Below are 14,982 nucleotides of genomic sequence, written 5' to 3'. Positions count from 1 at the left end.
GCTCGCGCACCCTCCCGTACCGGTGATGGCCACCCGCGCGGAGGCCTTCGACGACCTCGTGCTCGAGACCGCGGAGCGCTTCCGGCCGGTGCTGGGGCGCCGGTGGCACGACGTCGAGTTCGCCGTCGAGGACATCCCCCCGCAGGAGCCGGCCGAGTGGGAGGGCGGGGTCCCGCTCGCGCGGCTGTGGCCCGCTCAGGGGCGCCTGCCCGCCCGGGTGGTGGTCTACCGCCGTCCCGTGGAGGGCATCGCCCCCGGCAGCGACCGGGCGCTCGTGGTCCACGAGGTGCTGGTCGAGCAGATCGCGCTGCTGCTCGGCGTCCCCCCGCACGAGGTCGACCCCGGGCTCTGAGCCGGCGCCGGGGCGGGTCACTCGCTGCGCACGACCTCGCTCTCGCTGCGGCTGACCGGTGCGTGCAGCAAGGGCATCGAGGCGATCGCCGGGTCCTTGGCCTTCTCGTCGCCGAGCAGCAGCACCGCGGCGTGGACCCGTCCGTCGCGGGGGCGCACCCACACCGCCTCGGCGCGGCCGACGTCCAGGGCCTTGCTCCGGTGGCGGTCGATCCGCAGCGTGCGGGTGCCGACCCGTCCGTCGGTGAGCACGAGGATCTCGACCCTGGCGGGGCCGTCCGGGGCCGCCACCTCGAGGTAGCGGCTCACGTGCTTCGGCGCCTCGGTCGGCAGGCTCGCTCCCGCCAGGCCGGTCACCGGCGGGGTGGCCACGGTCCACGCACGGTCCCCGCGCCCGTCGGGGGTGGCGGTGGTGAGTCGGCCCGCGGCCAGGACCGGTTCGTCGGAGTCGACGAGCCAGGTGTGCATGCCCTCCACCTCCGGCAGGTCCACCTCGCGCTGCTCCCCGGCGGGGACGGTGACCTCCTTGGTCACGTCCGAGGACTTCGTGGCCGCGGCCGTGATCTCGACCTTCGCGTCGCGCTCTCCGGGCGCGGCGAGCACGAGGGACTTGCCGACGGCGTCCGCATTGCCGGGGACGACCTGCCGGGTGGCCGGTGCCGTGGTCGGGCCGACGGTGGCCACACCGGCGGGAAGCTCCCCCTGCCGCTCGACGGCGAGGCTCGCGGAGACCGGCCCGCCCTCGGCCCGCACGTGCACGACGTGGGCGGGGCCCTCCCCGCGAAGGCGGTCGAGCGGCACCTCCGTGCGGGCCTCGGCGGGCACACGCACCCGCGTGCTGCGGCCGCCGAGCGCGCTCACCTCCGCGGTGGCCGCGCTGCTCGCGGGATTGACGAGCACGAGCCGGCCCCGGCTGCCGTCCTCGTCCTCGCCGGCGATCAGCCAGGACTCCGCCTCGGGAGGAGTACAGGTCAGCGTCGCCAGACCGGACCTCTCCTCGCCCTCGGCGGTGAAGGACTGCCCCGCGACCACGCCCGGGGCCCGGTCCTGGCTCCCGCGCACGCGCACGGGGCGGTCGGGCAGCGACACGGAGTCCCGCGCCCGGTCCTGCCGCCCGTCGTCCGTGGACGGACCGGCCGGCAGCGGGTCGACGGTGACGGCACCGGGCACCCCCGAGGCCTCCGCCAGGCCCTCGAGGGCGACGGCGGGCGCCGCGATGCCGACGACGGACCCTGCGCCGGGCGCGAAGGGGGCGCCCGGGCAGTACGCCGTGGTCGTGCTCGAGCCCGCCTGCTCGCCGGTGGCCGGCGGCAGCCCGGAGGAGATGGTGCCGAGGTCCTGCGCCCCGACGACGAGAGCGGCACCGACGCCGCCGACGAGGGCCACGCGGGCGACCGCGTGGGCCCAGGCACCCGCGCGCGAGGTCATCGCTCCTCCTCGGGGGCCGTGGGAGCCGTCGGGTCGCCGGCGGTCTCGTCCCGCTCCGGGGCATCCGCGTCGAGCGCGTCCCGATCGGGGTCGTCCTCGGAGTCCGGTTCGGGGGACTCGGGCACGTCGTCCTCGCCCGTGCGGGCCCGGGCAGGAGGGCGCTCGAACGGGAGGGCGAGGTAGAGGACGAGCAGCAGTGCCACCGCCGAGACGAGCTGCCAGGTCCGGTGGTCCGCGACGTCGATCGTCACCTCGTCGGTCCCGGCGGGCAGGCGGTAGGTGGGCAGCTGGCTGCGCGTGCTCATCGTCAGCTCGGTGCCGTCGGCACTCACCGTGGCGGCCTGGCCCCAGGCGACGGACTCCGCGACCACCAGTCGGCTGCCCCCGTCGATCGCGACGGGGCCGTCGGTGTCGGCGTGGGCTCCGGTGCCCGGCAGCGGCTCGCTGCCCCGGGAGGTGACGACGCGGGCGCGGGAGGGCGGGTGCCCGTCGGTGACCGGTGACTGCACGGACCACGCGTGGCGACCATGCGCCGCGGCCGTCCTCGTCAGCCCGTCGGTCGCGGCGACCCGCGCGCGCTGCTCGGGGTCCGCGCCGACGAGGACGACGTGCGAGATGCCCTGCTCGGCGAGGACCTGCCCCACCGGGCGGTCCCCCTCCTGCGCGGTGAGCAGCCGGGAGGCCGCATCGGCGACCTGTTGCTCACCGAAGTCCGGCTCGCCGGGCGCCTGCAGGTCGCGCACGAGCGGGCCCGGCTCACGGCCGGGCACCGAGTACCGGACCGGCCCGTCACCGGCCGTGACGACGAGCGTGCGGGTGGCGCCCGGGCCCTCTGCGGCCGCCACCGCCTGGCGGGGCCGGGGGTCCTGCCAGGGGGAGAGTCCGTCACCGAAGGTGTGCAGCGCGAGGACCACCCCGCTGCCGAGAGCCGCGACGGGCAGGACGAGCGCCGGCAGCCACCGCCACGACGGGGAGCGGCCGGCCTGCGTGCGCTCCGGCAGTACATCGACGGCGATCAGGACGGCCACGAGGGCGGACCCGATGAGCGCCAGCTGGCCGGTGCCGGCCCAGGGGGTCACGAGCTCACCGGCCCCGTGGGCCCCGCCGGGCCGGTGGCCCAGCGCCAGGTGCGGGGCGCCGACTGCCCCGAGGAGCCCGAGCAGGGCCGTCACGGCGACCGCCCAGGACCCGCCACGACGCCCGGGGACGAGCAGCGCGAGGACACCCAGGGCGAGCACGGCAGCCGTCCACCACGTGGTGGGCGCGCCGCCCGGCAGCTGCCCCAGGGCCAGCTGCCAGGGCTCCGTCGTGACGGGGGTGTCGGTGAGCCCCCAGCCGGTGAGGAGTCGGCGGGGCTCGGCGCGCAGCGTGAGCAGCCACGGCCCGGCCAGCACCAACGGGACGGCCGCGAGCACGAGACCCCGGAGGCGCCCACGGACGTCGCCGAGGAGGACGAGACCGAGACCGAGCAGGATCGTCCCGACGCCGACGACGGGAGCGAAGGAGGCCAGCACGCCGGCCCACAGGGCGGTCCGCACGCTGTCGCTGAAACGCACCTCCGGGTGGGTGACCCGCAGCAGTCCCGCGGCGATCCGCGGCAGCAGGATCAGCGCCACGAGGGCACCGACCCTCCCTTCGCCGACCGCGAGGGCTGCCGGGGCGCTGCCCACCCAGGCCAGGGCGGCGCCGGCACGCGGCCAGCGGCGCGCGGTGATGGTGCGGGTGCTCGTGTAGGCGACGAGGGCGGCGAGCGGGAGGGCCACGGCGAGGAGCACCGTGATGACCACGCCGGCCGGGGAGGCGACCGTACCGGGGAGCCACTCCACGACCTGCGCCGCCGCGGCGAGCAGCAGACGGGCCGGGGAGGTCGCGAGGCCGTCGCCCCAGCCGGAGCCGTGCCAGCCCAGCTGCCAGTCGTCCCACAGCTGGCCCGCGGTGGCCCGTCCCCCGAGCAGCTCACCACCGACGAGGCCGGAGCCGCCGTGGCGCCATGCCCCACCGGCGAGCGGACGCGCCGCCCAGGCGGTCATCGCGATGGTCGCGAGGAGGAGCCACGGGAGCGGGTGGGCCAGGCGCGCGAGGCCGCGGGCCCCCTTCGTCCGGGTGCGCGGGGGGCTCGCGGTCCGCAGGGTGGGGCCGCGGAACTCCTCGGCGAGGCGGTGACGAGCCTCCCCGGCGGTGACGAAGAGGTTGCGCAGATGGCGGCGGGGCACTCCACGCGGCGCCCGTCCGCGCAGTCGCGAGCGCAGCGTGCGCGGGTCGAGTGCGGCCCCGGCGTCGCCCCATTCCTCCAGGGCCATCCGGGGCCGCTTGGCCAGGAGGAGGCCGAGGCCGGTCACGAGCGAGCCGAGGAGGATCCACAGGGCCAGGAACGGGGCGAGCAGGAGGTTCGCGCGGGTCAGGGCGGCGCGGCGGGCCTGCCGCCGCTGGGTCGTCGTGGGGTGCTCGTCGGCGGGCGTGGGGGTGACCGCCACGCGGGCGGCCGGGACGAGCACCGCCCGTCGGCCCGCGCGCTGGGAGCGCCAGCCGAGGTCGAGGTCGCCGCCGACGTCGCCGAGCGAGGGGTCGTGGCCTCCGAGCTGCTCGAAGGTCTCCCGGTCCAGCAGCACCCCCTCGAGGGGCGCGCCGAGGGAGTCCACGTCGTTGTCGTGGGCGCCGTCGTCGGGGGTGCCGGGGATCGGCTGCGGCACGAGCCGGCCGGTCTTCGTCGCCTGGAGCCCGAGACCCACGATCCGGTCGGGGTGCTCTGCGTCGACGAGCTTCGGGAGGGTCATCCCGACGCCTTCGGTGCTCGCGGCGAGCAGACGGTGCAGCGCCTCCGGGTGCGGGCGGGCGCGCGAGGTCAGCACCCAGACCTGGTCCCGGCCGAGCCGTGCGCGGGGGACGGCGTCGATGACCGACGGGAGGTACCGGCGCACTCCGCGGCTCGGACCGAGGGTCGTCTTCAGGACGTCGATGCCCGAGTCGTCGACGGGGTCGAGCAGGTCACCCATGTCCCCGAGGCCGTCGATGGAGGCGTCGACGAGGAGGACGCGGTCGGGGATGCGGTCCTGCGCGAGGAGGGCGGCAAGGACCTGTCCGGCGCCTTCCCGAGTGCGTGCGATGACCACCACGGTGACGGTCATCAGCGATGCCGTCATCCGCCGGGAAGGGGTGGCGGAGGCGGTACCCGGGCGGGTCACGACCTCACGGGGCTCAGACCGCGCGCTTCTTCAGCTTGCGCCGCTCGCGCTCGGACAGTCCGCCCCAGATACCGAAGCGCTCGTCGTGGGCGAGGGCGTACTCCAGGCACTGCTGGCGCACCTCGCAGCCGACGCAGACCTTCTTGGCCTCTCGCGTGGATCCGCCCTTCTCCGGGAAGAAGGCCTCCGGATCCGTCTGGGCGCAGAGCGAACGCTCCTGCCAGGACAGCTCGCTCTCGTCCTCGACACCAGTTATCAGATGAAGCTCGTGCACGGTCCCTCCTCGACCTAGGCACCCGACCCTTTACTCCATGCCCGGCCGACGACCTCGGCATGACACACATGAAATTACACGTGTGTCATCCCGGCACGTCAAGCCGAAGGGGCGGCTGTGCGGCGAACGGTCCCACCCCCGAGAGGACCGTGCCGCCCGGGTGGGACCATGGTGCCCATGCACATCTGCGTCCTCTCGGGCGGCCCCGGCGGGGCCGCCTTCGTCCGTGGCCTGGTCGATCACGTCGCCGGCTCGGGCGACCTCGCCGGCAGCACCGTGAGCGTGATCGTCAACACGGGTGACGACATCTCGCTCTGGGGACTGCGGCTCTGCCCTGACCTGGACCGCCACGTCGAGGCCCTCTCCCCCACCCCCACGGCAGCCGCCTCCGGCGACGTCGTGCGCCGCGGGCTGGACGACCTCGGGGCAGAGCCGGACTGGTACCCGATCACCGACGCGGAGGTCGCCGCCTCCCTGGCCCGCACGAGCTGGTTGGCCCGGGGCGACGGCCTGGCCGAGGTGACCGAGCGGCTGGCCCGCCGCCGAGGGGTCCCGGAGTGGGTCCGGGTGCTGCCGATGAGCGACGTCCCGGTCGAGACCCACGCGGTGCTCGAGGACGACGAGGGCCAGCACGCCGTGCACGTCCAGGAGTGGCAGCGCGGCCCCGGTCGGGCGCCGAGCCGCTTCGTCGTGGCCGGCCTGGACCGGGCGACCCCGGCCCCGGGCGTCCTGGAGGCGCTCCGCGGCACCGACGTGGTGCTGCTCGCCCCGAGCGACCCGGTCCTCTCCCTGGGCATCGTCCTCGGGGTCCCGGGGGTGCGGGACGCGGTGCGCGGCACCACGGCCCCCGTCGTGGGGACCAGCCCGGGCGGGCTCCCCTCGCTCACCGCCTCGCTCGCCGCCCTCGGGGAGGCGACCGACGGGACCGGCGCCCGCAACGTCTACGAGGGGCTGCTCGACGGCTGGCTCGCCGACCCGCAGGACCCCGCCCCGACGCGCTCCACGCCGCCCACGAGCACCGCCGCGGAGCCGATCACCCTCGCCTCGCCGGAGGCCGCGGCCCGCACGGCCGCCCGGGCACTGGAGCTGGGCCGCACGGGCGCCCACGCCTGAGTCCGGCCGGGTCAGACGAAGGAGATGCCGCGCACGACCCACCGGCCGTGCACCCACGCGACGGACAGGGCGGCGCTGTAGGCACCCGGGACCTCGCTGTAGAGGCCCGGCGCGGTCGGCACACTCGTCTCCTCGCCGTCCGGACCGGTCGTCACGCCCTCCTCGGGCGCCAGCCGCGGCACGACCGCACGGGTCGTGGGGCCGCCCGGGTCCTTCGTGACCACGTCCTGGACCTTCACCCGCGCGCGGATCTCGTGGGCGTGGGCGACGCTGCTGAGGATCGTCACCCCCTCGACCGTGAACGGGTTGCGGTTCGCGGTGAGCCCCCGCAGCCGGCCGTAGTCGATCCAGGCGATGAACTCCTCGCACTCCGGGCACTCCTGGGAGTTCTTCCGCAGCGTCGCCGACTCCCGGGTGCGGATCGCCTCGCCCATCTGCTCGAGGTAGAAGCGGGAGAAGACGAGCGCCCCCTCCTTGGTCTTCTTCCGCGCGTCCCCGGGCAGCGTGTTCGGCGTGCCCGGGTCGACGGCGGGCAGGTCGTCGTCGTTGAACGGGTTGACGTCCGTGGGCTCCTCCGAGCTCGGGCTCGCGGTGGACGTGGGCCTGGCATCCCCGGAGCTGCTCGACGGCGCAGGATCTCCTCCCGCGCACGCCGAGAGCGCAAGCGTGATGCCGAGGACCGCCGCCACTGCTCGGCCGCCTCGGCTCCGGGTCATCTCATCTCCCTGCATCGTCCCTGCGAGGACGACACGGTACCGGGCGCTGTTGTGCGTTCCTCAAAAAGGCCTCGGCAGGTGCGTCGGCAGCGCCCGGCGCGGGCCCCTCCGTGGCCGCTGCCGGGCTCCGAGGGTGATCACCCGCTGCGCGCGGAAGCGCTGTCCCGCATACGGCTCGAGCAGCCGCGCCATGAGCGCGTCGTCCCCCTCCTCGCCGGTCAGTGCCCTCGTCACGTCACGCGCCACGTGGTAGTCCCCGAAGCTGACCGCGTCGGCGTCGCCGAGGGCGCGTTGGGCCACCTCCGCGGCGGTCCACTCCCCCACGCCCGGCAGCGCCCGGAGTCGGGAGTGCGCCTGCGGCAGAGGCAGATCGGCGCACTCGTCGAGGCGGCCGGCAACTCTCATCGCGGCGACCGCCGTGCGCGAACGGCCGGAGTCGACACCGGCGCGCAGCCACTCCCAGGAGGGGATCAGCGCCCACTCCCGCGGCGTCGGCGGGGCGGTGAGGCCGAGGTCGGCGCCCGGGCCGGGGGCCGGTCGCCCGTGGGCGCGCACGAGCCGGCGGTACCCGGCGAAGGCCTCCCGACCGGTGACCTTCTGCTCCAGCACCGAGCAGACGAGCATCTGCGCCACGAGGCCGTTCGCGGGCACCCGCCACCGGGACAGCTCCGGCCAGACCCGGGCCACGAGGTCGTGGTGGGGCACGAAGCCGCTCGGGTCGTCACGGGCACCGAGCAGGTCGGGGGCCCGCTCGAGCACCCACCCCTGCCCCGGCCCCCACGCGGTGGCCCGCACGGTGCCCCCTTCGCCCACGAGCCGGAGGGTCACCGACCCCTCTGGTGTGGTCCACGCGAACCACCAGTCCCGGTGGTCCCCTCGCGACGTCGGGTCCCCGCTGCCCCGCACGAAGGGGGCGAGCGTCCGGTCCAGGTCCAGCGGCGGCTCCGACCGGTGCACTCGTGTCCTCACCGGACCCACTCTGGCAGGAGGGCGGCGCGCAGGCGGCCGCCCCCTTCGTAGGGTGGTGCCATGACCACGCCCCCAGACCTCCTGACCCGCCTGAACCGGGAGGACTCGGCCGCCCCCCGCATCACGTGCTACGACGACCTGCCCGGCCCCACCGCCGGGGAGCGGATCGAGCTCTCCGGCAGGGTGATCGACACCTGGGTGAGCAAGGCCGCGAATGCCCTGCAGGACGAGTGGGGCCTCGAGCCGGGCGAGACCGTCCGGCTCGCCCTGCGACCGCACTGGCGGCTGCTCTACTGGGCCTGGGCGACCTGGTCGGTCGGCGCCGCCGTGGAGCTGGGCGACGGCGGTGGAGCCAGCCCCGAGCTCGTCGTCACCGACGACCTCGACCGCCTCGTGGCGGGCGTGCCCGGGGTCTTCGTCACGCGGGGCGCCCTCGCCCGCTCGGCCGGCACGGAGCTGCCGGGCTCGACGATGGACGAGGCGGCCGAGCTCGCTTCGCACGGCGACGACTTCACCGCCCTGGACGAGCCGGACGAGGACGACACCGCCCTGCTCGTTGCCGGCGAGCGCCTCACCTACGGCGAGGTCGTCCCCGCACTCACCGACGCCGGGGTCGAGCCGGACAGCCGGCTGCAGCTGGTCGACCCCTCCGCCGAGACCCTGCTGCGCACCGCGGTCGCGGTGTGGGCCGCCGGCGGGTCGCTCGTGGTCCACCTCGGCCCGAGCGACCCGGAGACCGTGGAGCGCCGCGCGCAGGCCGAGGGGGTCACGGCGGGCTGAGGGACACCGGTGTGGGGGTCAGTGGTTCCGCTCGTACGGGCGGGCCTCCTCCTCCAGTGCCTCCCAGGTGACGGCGCCGACGTACCCGGTCCGGGCCAGCCCGTGCCGGGCCTGCAGCTCCTTGACCGCGGCCCGCGTCTCGTCGTCGAAGGTGCCGGTCTCCTCGACGCCGAGGTGGCGCTGCAGGGCGCTCACGCCGTCGCCGCTCGAGCCCGGCTTGAGGACCATGGTCCGGTAGTGCAGCAGCGGGAAGGCCCGCACCTCCAGTGCCTCCCAGGTGTCCTCGTCGACGACCCCGGTGGCCCGGATGCCGTGTGCCCGCTGGAAGGTGGCGACGGCGCGCTCCGTGGTCGCGCCGAAGTTCCCGTCGACGGCCACCCCGCCGAGGCCCCGCTGGAGCACCTTCACGGCGCTGCCGTGCGAGCCCCTGGCCAGCACCTCGTCCTTGACCCGGGTGAACCAGGTGTCGGTGCGCACGACCGAGCCCTTGCTCGGCGAGGACGAGGGAGCCGGCGAGGTCGTCGGTGACGTCGAGTCCGGCGAGCCGCTGGGGGTCGGTGTCGGTTCGGCGTCGGGCTCCCCCTTCGCCTCCTCCGGCTGCTCGTTCCCGGAGGTCCCCTCCGGGGCGGGCTCGGTGCTCCCGCTCTCCTCCGGGGTGGGCGCGGTCGTCTTCTCCGGCTCGGGCTCGGACGTGGCCTCCGGCTGCGGGGTCTGCTCCGGCTCCGGGGTGGGAGCGGGTTCCTGCTCCGGCTTCCTGTCGGGCTTCTTGTCGGGCTTCTTGGCGTTCCTCGTGTAGTCGAGGCCGGCGAGCGCGTGCCACACGTTGGCGGTGACGACCCCGTCGGCCCGCAGCGACTTGCTCCTCTGGAGGTCCCGGACCGCCTTGTCGGTCCGGCGCCCGAAGACGCCGTCGACGGTGACGCCGAGCTCGCGCTGCAACGCCTTGACGGCCTCGCCGGTGGAACCGAGCCGCACGGAGGTGTCGAAGTACTTCGCGATGCCGCCGTCGTCCTCCCCCCGTGCGGAGACCTCGCCCTCGGCGACCATCCGGTTCCACGTGTCATCGTCGAGGACGCCGGTCCTCGTGAGGCCGTGCTCGCCCTGCCACTCGCGCAGCGCCGCCTTCGTGTCCGGGCCGAAGACCCCGTCCGCGGTGACGCCGATGACCCGCTGGGCCAGCTGGACGTCCGGTCCGCGGGAGCCCTCGCGCAACGTCGGGTAGCCGTCCGGCGGCAGCACCGGCACGCTCGGCCCACCGGGGGTCGTGGTCACGTCCTGCCACGCCTTGCCGGTCCACCAGGAGGTGCGCTGCATCGCACCGTCCCAGCTGAAGCTGAAGTGGATGTGGTCGGTGTGCGGGCTCGGGCCGTTGTAGGGCCGCCAGCCGTCACTCATCTGGTACGTGCCCCAGATCTGGCGGTTCCAGATGATGTACATGATCCCGAAGCGGCGGGCCATCGCGGCCGGGCGGCCCTGGTCGTCGGGGGCGAGCAGCCAGGAGATGACCGAGTCGGCGACCTCCCGCTCGTGCGGGTCGTTCGCGTCGAGCATCCAGTCCAGGGCCCTGCCCTCGGAGTGCTCGGTCAGCCCGTGGTTGCACTCCCGGGAGATCCCGTAGCTGAACTCCTCGTAGTGGTTGGCCATCAGCCGCGCGAAGGCCGTCACCCCGGGCTTGGGGTCCGGGTCGCACGTGGACTGCGGGACGTACGGCGAGGCGACGTCCAGGTCCTGGGGCAGGTTCTTGTTCGTCGGGGGCTGCGGGACCGCCGCGCGTGCCGGCCCCGCCGCCAACGGCAGGGCGAAGGCGGGGATGAGAGCGGCACCGACCATGCGGGCGGATCGAGACACGCGGCTGCTCCTTGCTGTGGGGATCGGGTCGGGCGTCGGGGTGGCGCCGGGACTGCGTCGGTTGTCGACTGCTTCGGTTGTCGGGGCGCAGTCACACCAACCACAGGAGGCACGTGAATGCAGCACCGTCACACATGCTCCACAGACCACTTGCAGCACGCCAGACCCATCCGGGTAATTACGTCCCTGTGGTTCCCACCCGCCTCCGAGGCGTCCCGTCCGGGTCGGGCGCCATGGCCTCCCGGCACGCTGCGGCGCCACCACCACGTGCGGCCCTCACATGAGGTTCCTCACACGGGGGCGTTAGCCTGCCGAGCATGGACAAAGTGGTCACTTCACCGGCAGAGGCCGTCGCGGACATCCCCGACGGCGTCACGCTCGCGGTGGGTGGGTTCGGGCTCTGCGGGATCCCGAGCGTGCTAATCGCCCAGCTGCGCGACAAGGGGGTCAAGGATCTCGAGTGCGTCTCGAACAACTGCGGGGTCGACGACTGGGGACTGGGCGTCCTCCTGGCCGGTGGCCAGATCCGGCGGATGGTCTCCTCCTACGTCGGGGAGAACAAGGAGTTCGCGCGCCAGTACCTCTCCGGTGAGCTGGAGGTCGAGCTGACCCCCCAGGGCACCCTCGCCGAGAAGCTGCGCGCCGGCGGGTCGGGCATGGCCGCCTTCTGGACCCGGACCGGTGTCGGCACCCAGATCGCCGACGGCGGGCTCCCCTGGCGCTACGACTCCGAGGGTGATGTCGCCGTCTCCTCCCCCAAGAAGGAGACCCGCACCTTCCAGGTCAAGGACCGCACCCCCGAGGGCGAGACCGTCCTGGCCGAGCACGAGTTCGTCCTCGAGCACGCGATCTCCGCCGACTTCGCCCTCGTGCGGGCGTGGAAGGGCGACCGCCACGGCAACCTCGTCTTCCGCACCACCGCCCGCAACTTCAACCCGCTGTGCGCCATCTCCGGCCAGGTGACGATCGCCGAGGTCGAGGAGCTCGTCGAGCCCGGCGAGCTCGACCCGGACTCGATCCACCTGCCGGGCATCTACGTCCAGCGGGTCGTCCCGCTGACCCCCGAGCAGGCCGCCGAGAAGCGGATCGAGAAGCGCACCGTCCGCACCGAGAGCAAGGAGGCCTGACATGGCACTCACCCGTGAGCAGATGGCCGCCCGCGCCGCCGAGGAGCTCCACGACGGCGACTACGTCAACCTCGGCATCGGCATGCCGACGCTCGTGCCGAACTACGTCCCCGAGGACGTCGAGATCGTCCTGCAGTCCGAGAACGGCATCCTCGGCGTCGGGCCCTACCCGAGCGAGGCGGACATCGACCCGGACATGATCAACGCCGGCAAGGAGACGGTCACCCTGCGCAAGGGCGCCTCCATCTTCGACTCGGCGACGAGCTTCGGGATGATCCGCGGCGGCAAGGTCGACGCCGCCATCCTCGGCGCCATGCAGGTGGCCGCCAACGGCGACATCGCCAACTGGATGATCCCGGGCAAGATGGTCAAGGGCATGGGCGGCGCGATGGACCTCGTCCACGGCGCGAAGAAGGTCATCGTCCTCATGGACCACAACGCCAAGGACGGCTCCCCGAAGATCCTCCAGGACTGCGACCTACCGCTGACCGGCAAGGGCGTCGTGCAGCGGATCATCACCGACCTGGCCGTCATCGACGTCACCGACGAGGGCTACGTCCTGCGCGAGCTCGCCCCCGGCGTCACCGAGCACGAGGTCAAGGAGCGCACCGGCGCGCCCCTGGCCGTCGACCTGGCCTGACACGAGCCGACGCCCGGGCCGCGGACGGGGTCGGGGAGTGGGGTCGGCCCGTCTCAGGACGGAGGCCGCCCGCGGCCGTAGTCCAAGGGCGGGCCCCAGCTCTCCGAACCCGGGAGCGGCGCGCCGAGGAGCTCACCACTCCCCGAACCCGTCCGCGGCTCAGTCCGCGCGGTCGGCCAGGCTCGCCGGGCTGGTGAGGAAGCCGATGCCCCACGACCAGTGCATCGTCGCGATCGCCAGCGGGACGCGGGCGCGCACCCCGGCGGGCTCGGTGCCGGAGATCAGCCAGCCGCCGGCGCCGACCGCGGCTGCGTACCCGGCGGGCACGAGCCAGGCGGGTCGCCAGGCCAGGCCGAGGGCGCTCGCCGCGACGGTGCCGAGGACCATGGCCGGGGGCGCGAGGTAGCGGGCATTGGCCGTCCCCGGGTGCTGCCGGGCCACGACGCGGCGCCAGCGCCCGTAGTTGAAGTACTGGTCGGCGAGCTTGCGCAGGCTCGAGCGGGGTCGGTAGGTGACGACGAGCTCGGGCGTGAACCACACGCGTCCACCGGTGGCCCTGATGCGGTGGTTCATCTCCCAGTCCTGGGCCCGCGCGAAGTGGGGGTCGTAGCCGCCCACGCGTTCGAGGGCGCTGCGGCGGAAGACCCCGAGGTAGACGGTGTCGGACTCACCCGCACCACCGCCGGTGTGGAAGCGGGCACCACCGACGCCGAGCGGGCTCTTCATCGCGCAGGCGATCGCCCGCTCCAGGGGGGTGGCCCCCTTCGCGTCCATGATCCCGCCCACGTTGTCCGCACCCGTCTCGTCGAGGATCCCGACCGCGGTGGACAGGTAGTCCCGCGGGATCTCCGCGTGGGCGTCGACCCGGGCGATGACGTCGCCGCTCGAGGCCCCGATCGCGGCGTTGAGTGCATCGGGGGTCTGGCCCGAGGGGTTCGCGACCGTGCGCACGCGGGGGTCCTGCTCGGCGAGACCCGCCGCGACGGCGTCCGTGGCGTCGCGGGAGGGGCCGAGGGCCAGCACCACCTCGATCTCACCCTCGTAGGCCTGCTGCAGGACCATCCGGACCGAGGCGGCCAGGTGTCGCTCCTCGTCCAGGACGGGCATGATGACGCTGACTCGGGGAAGCACGCGCCCAGTATGGATTCCTCCGCCCCCGTGAGGCGGCCGTGACGCGCCGCAGGGTGTCCTGTCGGGCAGCATCCAGCCACACCTCATATCCTCTGGCCCATGCCTGCGCGCCCCTCCCGCCCACGTCGACCCGACGACGGCCGCACGAGCCCCCCTCGTGACGGCGAGGCCATGACCTTCGACAACCGTCGCGGGAGGTCCTCGGACTCCTCCGCTCGCGCCATCCCGACCGGGCGTCGCGGTGGACCGACACCGGAGCGGCGCCCCCGGCCCCAGGAGCCCCGGACCCGGGTGATGCCGACCGGCACGCCCCCTTCACGCCCGGCGGGGCCTCCCCCGCAGCGCCCCGTCGACCGCGGTGGTCCGACCGGGCCGCGGGGTCCGGTGCCCGCCGGCCCGGCGGGCGCCGGTCACGGCCGCAGCCCGGCCCGGAAGTTCTTCCTCGTCCTGCTCGTGCTGCTGCTCGTGTGGGCGGTCGCGATGGTCTGGGCGATCGGGTCCTCCTGGTCCAAGGTGCAGCGCGTGGACGCCACGCCGGACGGCCAGCGACCCTCGAGCGAGGGGAGCAACACCCTGCTCGTCGGCAGCGACAGCCGCGCGGGCCTGAGCGCCGAGGAGCAGCAGACGCTCGGCACCGGGTCCGACACCGGCGGCGCGCGTACCGACAGCATCCTCGTCCTGCACACCGGCAGCGGGAAGTCCACGCTGCTGTCCATCCCCCGGGACTCCTACGTTGAGATCCCCGGGCACGGGATGAACAAGATCAACGCCGCCTTCAGCATCGGTGGCGCCGAGCTGCTCGCCGAGACGATCGAGCACAACACCGGCCTGAAGATGGACGGCTACATGGAGATCGGTTTCGGGGGCTTCTCCTCGGTCGTCGACGCCGTCGGCGGGGTCCGCATGTGCGTGAAGAACGACATGCAGGACGAGAAGGCGCACCTGGACATCCAGAAGGGCTGCCAGGTCCTCGACGGCCCGACCGCCCTGGGGTACGTGCGCGCCCGCTACTCCGACCCGCGCGGCGACATCGGGCGCGCCGAGCGGCAGCGGGAGTTCCTCGGGGCCCTCATGGGCAAGATGGTCAGTCCCGCCAACATGCTCCTGCCCTGGCGGGCGCACCACCTCGGTAGCGCGAGCGCGGAGAACCTCACGATCGGCGAGGACGACTCCTTCATCGGCACCGCCCGGGCCATGTGGGCCTTCCGCGGCATCTCCCAGGGCAAGGGGAACTCGCTCGTGGTCCCCATGAGCAGCGAGGCGCTCGCCACTCCCGCGGGTACCGCGGTGCAGTGGGACGAGGAGCGCTCCGACGCCCTGTTCGAGAAGCTGCGCAACGACGAGCCGCTCGAGGTCGATCCCTCCCAGGGCTGACCGTCCCGCTCACGGACCCGACGTGACGCCGGTCACGCGGGCACGGTTA

General features: G+C 74.4%; 13 protein-coding genes. 6 read left to right on the top strand and 7 right to left on the bottom strand.

Translation table 11 applies throughout. From position 1 onward, the window contains the following. Positions 1 to 25 precede the first annotated feature (25 nt). On the top strand, positions 26 to 352 hold the full coding sequence (locus JCO01S_RS08490) for a metallopeptidase family protein (protein WP_068253746.1): 327 nt from the start codon (positions 26 to 28) through the stop codon (positions 350 to 352). A gap of 17 nt (positions 353 to 369) precedes the next feature. Here JCO01S_RS08490 and JCO01S_RS08485 read toward each other — a convergent pair whose 3' ends face one another. The 3 genes from JCO01S_RS08485 to JCO01S_RS08475 all read right to left on the bottom strand — a co-directional run bounded on the left by JCO01S_RS08485 (position 370) and on the right by JCO01S_RS08475 (position 5,235). Continuing rightward, the gene (locus JCO01S_RS08485; RefSeq protein WP_068253744.1) at positions 370 to 1,779 is read right to left on the bottom strand and encodes a DUF5719 family protein; all 1,410 of its coding nucleotides are present in this window, start codon (positions 1,777 to 1,779) and stop codon (positions 370 to 372) included. Next, positions 1,776 to 4,904 carry a glycosyltransferase gene (locus JCO01S_RS08480; RefSeq protein ID WP_068253740.1) on the bottom strand — a complete coding sequence of 1,043 codons (3,129 nt, stop codon included), beginning with the start codon at positions 4,902 to 4,904 and terminating at the stop codon, positions 1,776 to 1,778. Before JCO01S_RS08480 ends, JCO01S_RS08485 begins: the two co-directional genes overlap by 4 nt. 70 nt (positions 4,905 to 4,974) lie before the next feature. Then, positions 4,975 to 5,235, bottom strand: a complete 261-nt coding sequence (locus JCO01S_RS08475) for a WhiB family transcriptional regulator (protein WP_068253737.1) — start codon at positions 5,233 to 5,235, stop codon at positions 4,975 to 4,977. Between the two features lie 168 nt (positions 5,236 to 5,403). Here JCO01S_RS08475 and JCO01S_RS08470 point away from each other — a divergent pair, with 168 nt between their 5' ends. Then, positions 5,404 to 6,348 carry a 2-phospho-L-lactate transferase CofD family protein gene (locus JCO01S_RS08470; RefSeq protein WP_068253734.1) on the top strand — a complete coding sequence of 315 codons (945 nt, stop codon included), beginning with the start codon at positions 5,404 to 5,406 and terminating at the stop codon, positions 6,346 to 6,348. A gap of 11 nt (positions 6,349 to 6,359) precedes the next feature. Here the strand turns inward: JCO01S_RS08470 and JCO01S_RS08465 are convergent, their stop codons facing one another. Together JCO01S_RS08465 and JCO01S_RS08460 are read right to left on the bottom strand one after the other, a co-directional pair. After that, positions 6,360 to 7,064 (bottom strand): hypothetical protein, encoded by a 705-nt coding sequence (locus JCO01S_RS08465; RefSeq protein ID WP_157074527.1) that lies wholly within the window; start codon positions 7,062 to 7,064, stop codon positions 6,360 to 6,362. A 60-nt stretch (positions 7,065 to 7,124) separates the two neighbouring features. Continuing rightward, on the bottom strand, positions 7,125 to 8,033 hold the full coding sequence (locus JCO01S_RS08460) for a DNA-3-methyladenine glycosylase family protein (protein ID WP_245634377.1): 909 nt from the start codon (positions 8,031 to 8,033) through the stop codon (positions 7,125 to 7,127). A gap of 60 nt (positions 8,034 to 8,093) precedes the next feature. Here JCO01S_RS08460 and JCO01S_RS08455 point away from each other — a divergent pair, with 60 nt between their 5' ends. Then, the gene (locus JCO01S_RS08455; protein ID WP_068253726.1) at positions 8,094 to 8,813 is read left to right on the top strand and encodes a TIGR03089 family protein; all 720 of its coding nucleotides are present in this window, start codon (positions 8,094 to 8,096) and stop codon (positions 8,811 to 8,813) included. Between the two features lie 18 nt (positions 8,814 to 8,831). Here JCO01S_RS08455 and JCO01S_RS08450 read toward each other — a convergent pair whose 3' ends face one another. Beyond that, positions 8,832 to 10,661, bottom strand: a complete 1,830-nt coding sequence (locus JCO01S_RS08450) for a peptidoglycan-binding protein (protein ID WP_157074526.1) — start codon at positions 10,659 to 10,661, stop codon at positions 8,832 to 8,834. Positions 10,662 to 10,978: 317 nt separating this feature from the next. On the opposite strand from JCO01S_RS08450, the gene JCO01S_RS08445 reads away from it, so the two are divergent. Then, on the top strand, positions 10,979 to 11,788 hold the full coding sequence (locus tag JCO01S_RS08445) for a CoA transferase subunit A (protein ID WP_068253720.1): 810 nt from the start codon (positions 10,979 to 10,981) through the stop codon (positions 11,786 to 11,788). A 1-nt stretch (position 11,789) separates the two neighbouring features. Further along, the gene (locus JCO01S_RS08440) at positions 11,790 to 12,428 is read left to right on the top strand and encodes a CoA transferase subunit B (RefSeq protein ID WP_068253718.1); all 639 of its coding nucleotides are present in this window, start codon (positions 11,790 to 11,792) and stop codon (positions 12,426 to 12,428) included. 159 nt (positions 12,429 to 12,587) lie between these two features. Here the strand turns inward: JCO01S_RS08440 and JCO01S_RS08435 are convergent, their stop codons facing one another. Next, complete coding sequence (locus tag JCO01S_RS08435; RefSeq protein ID WP_281189186.1) at positions 12,588 to 13,559, bottom strand: glycosyltransferase family 2 protein; 972 nt, start codon at positions 13,557 to 13,559, stop codon at positions 12,588 to 12,590. Between the two features lie 99 nt (positions 13,560 to 13,658). Between JCO01S_RS08435 and JCO01S_RS08430 the strand changes: the two genes are divergently transcribed. Further along, on the top strand, positions 13,659 to 14,933 hold the full coding sequence (locus JCO01S_RS08430) for an LCP family protein (protein WP_245634376.1): 1,275 nt from the start codon (positions 13,659 to 13,661) through the stop codon (positions 14,931 to 14,933). Positions 14,934 to 14,982: the final 49 nt, after the last annotated feature.

Origin of the sequence: Janibacter corallicola NBRC 107790 (assembly GCF_001570965.1) — a bacterium.
GTDB classification, from domain to species: Bacteria; Actinomycetota; Actinomycetes; order Actinomycetales; family Dermatophilaceae; genus Janibacter; species Janibacter corallicola.
Note: the sequence above shows the minus strand (reverse complement) of the source record. Positions and strands in the feature narration are given on the sequence as shown.

Bases quoted from the DNA above. Each gene is read 5' to 3' on its own strand.
- JCO01S_RS08490 (WP_068253746.1), top strand. From the start codon at position 26: ATGGCCACCCGCGCGGAGGCCTTCGACGACCTCGTGCTCGAGACCGCG.
- JCO01S_RS08485 (WP_068253744.1), bottom strand. From the start codon at position 1,779: ATGACCTCGCGCGCGGGTGCCTGGGCCCACGCGGTCGCCCGCGTGGCC.
- JCO01S_RS08480 (WP_068253740.1), bottom strand. From the start codon at position 4,904: ATGACCGTCACCGTGGTGGTCATCGCACGCACTCGGGAAGGCGCCGGA.
- JCO01S_RS08470 (WP_068253734.1), top strand. From the start codon at position 5,404: ATGGTGCCCATGCACATCTGCGTCCTCTCGGGCGGCCCCGGCGGGGCC.
- JCO01S_RS08465 (WP_157074527.1), bottom strand. From the start codon at position 7,064: ATGACCCGGAGCCGAGGCGGCCGAGCAGTGGCGGCGGTCCTCGGCATC.
- JCO01S_RS08455 (WP_068253726.1), top strand. From the start codon at position 8,094: ATGACCACGCCCCCAGACCTCCTGACCCGCCTGAACCGGGAGGACTCG.
- JCO01S_RS08445 (WP_068253720.1), top strand. From the start codon at position 10,979: ATGGACAAAGTGGTCACTTCACCGGCAGAGGCCGTCGCGGACATCCCC.
- JCO01S_RS08440 (WP_068253718.1), top strand. From the start codon at position 11,790: ATGGCACTCACCCGTGAGCAGATGGCCGCCCGCGCCGCCGAGGAGCTC.
- JCO01S_RS08430 (WP_245634376.1), top strand. From the start codon at position 13,659: ATGCCTGCGCGCCCCTCCCGCCCACGTCGACCCGACGACGGCCGCACG.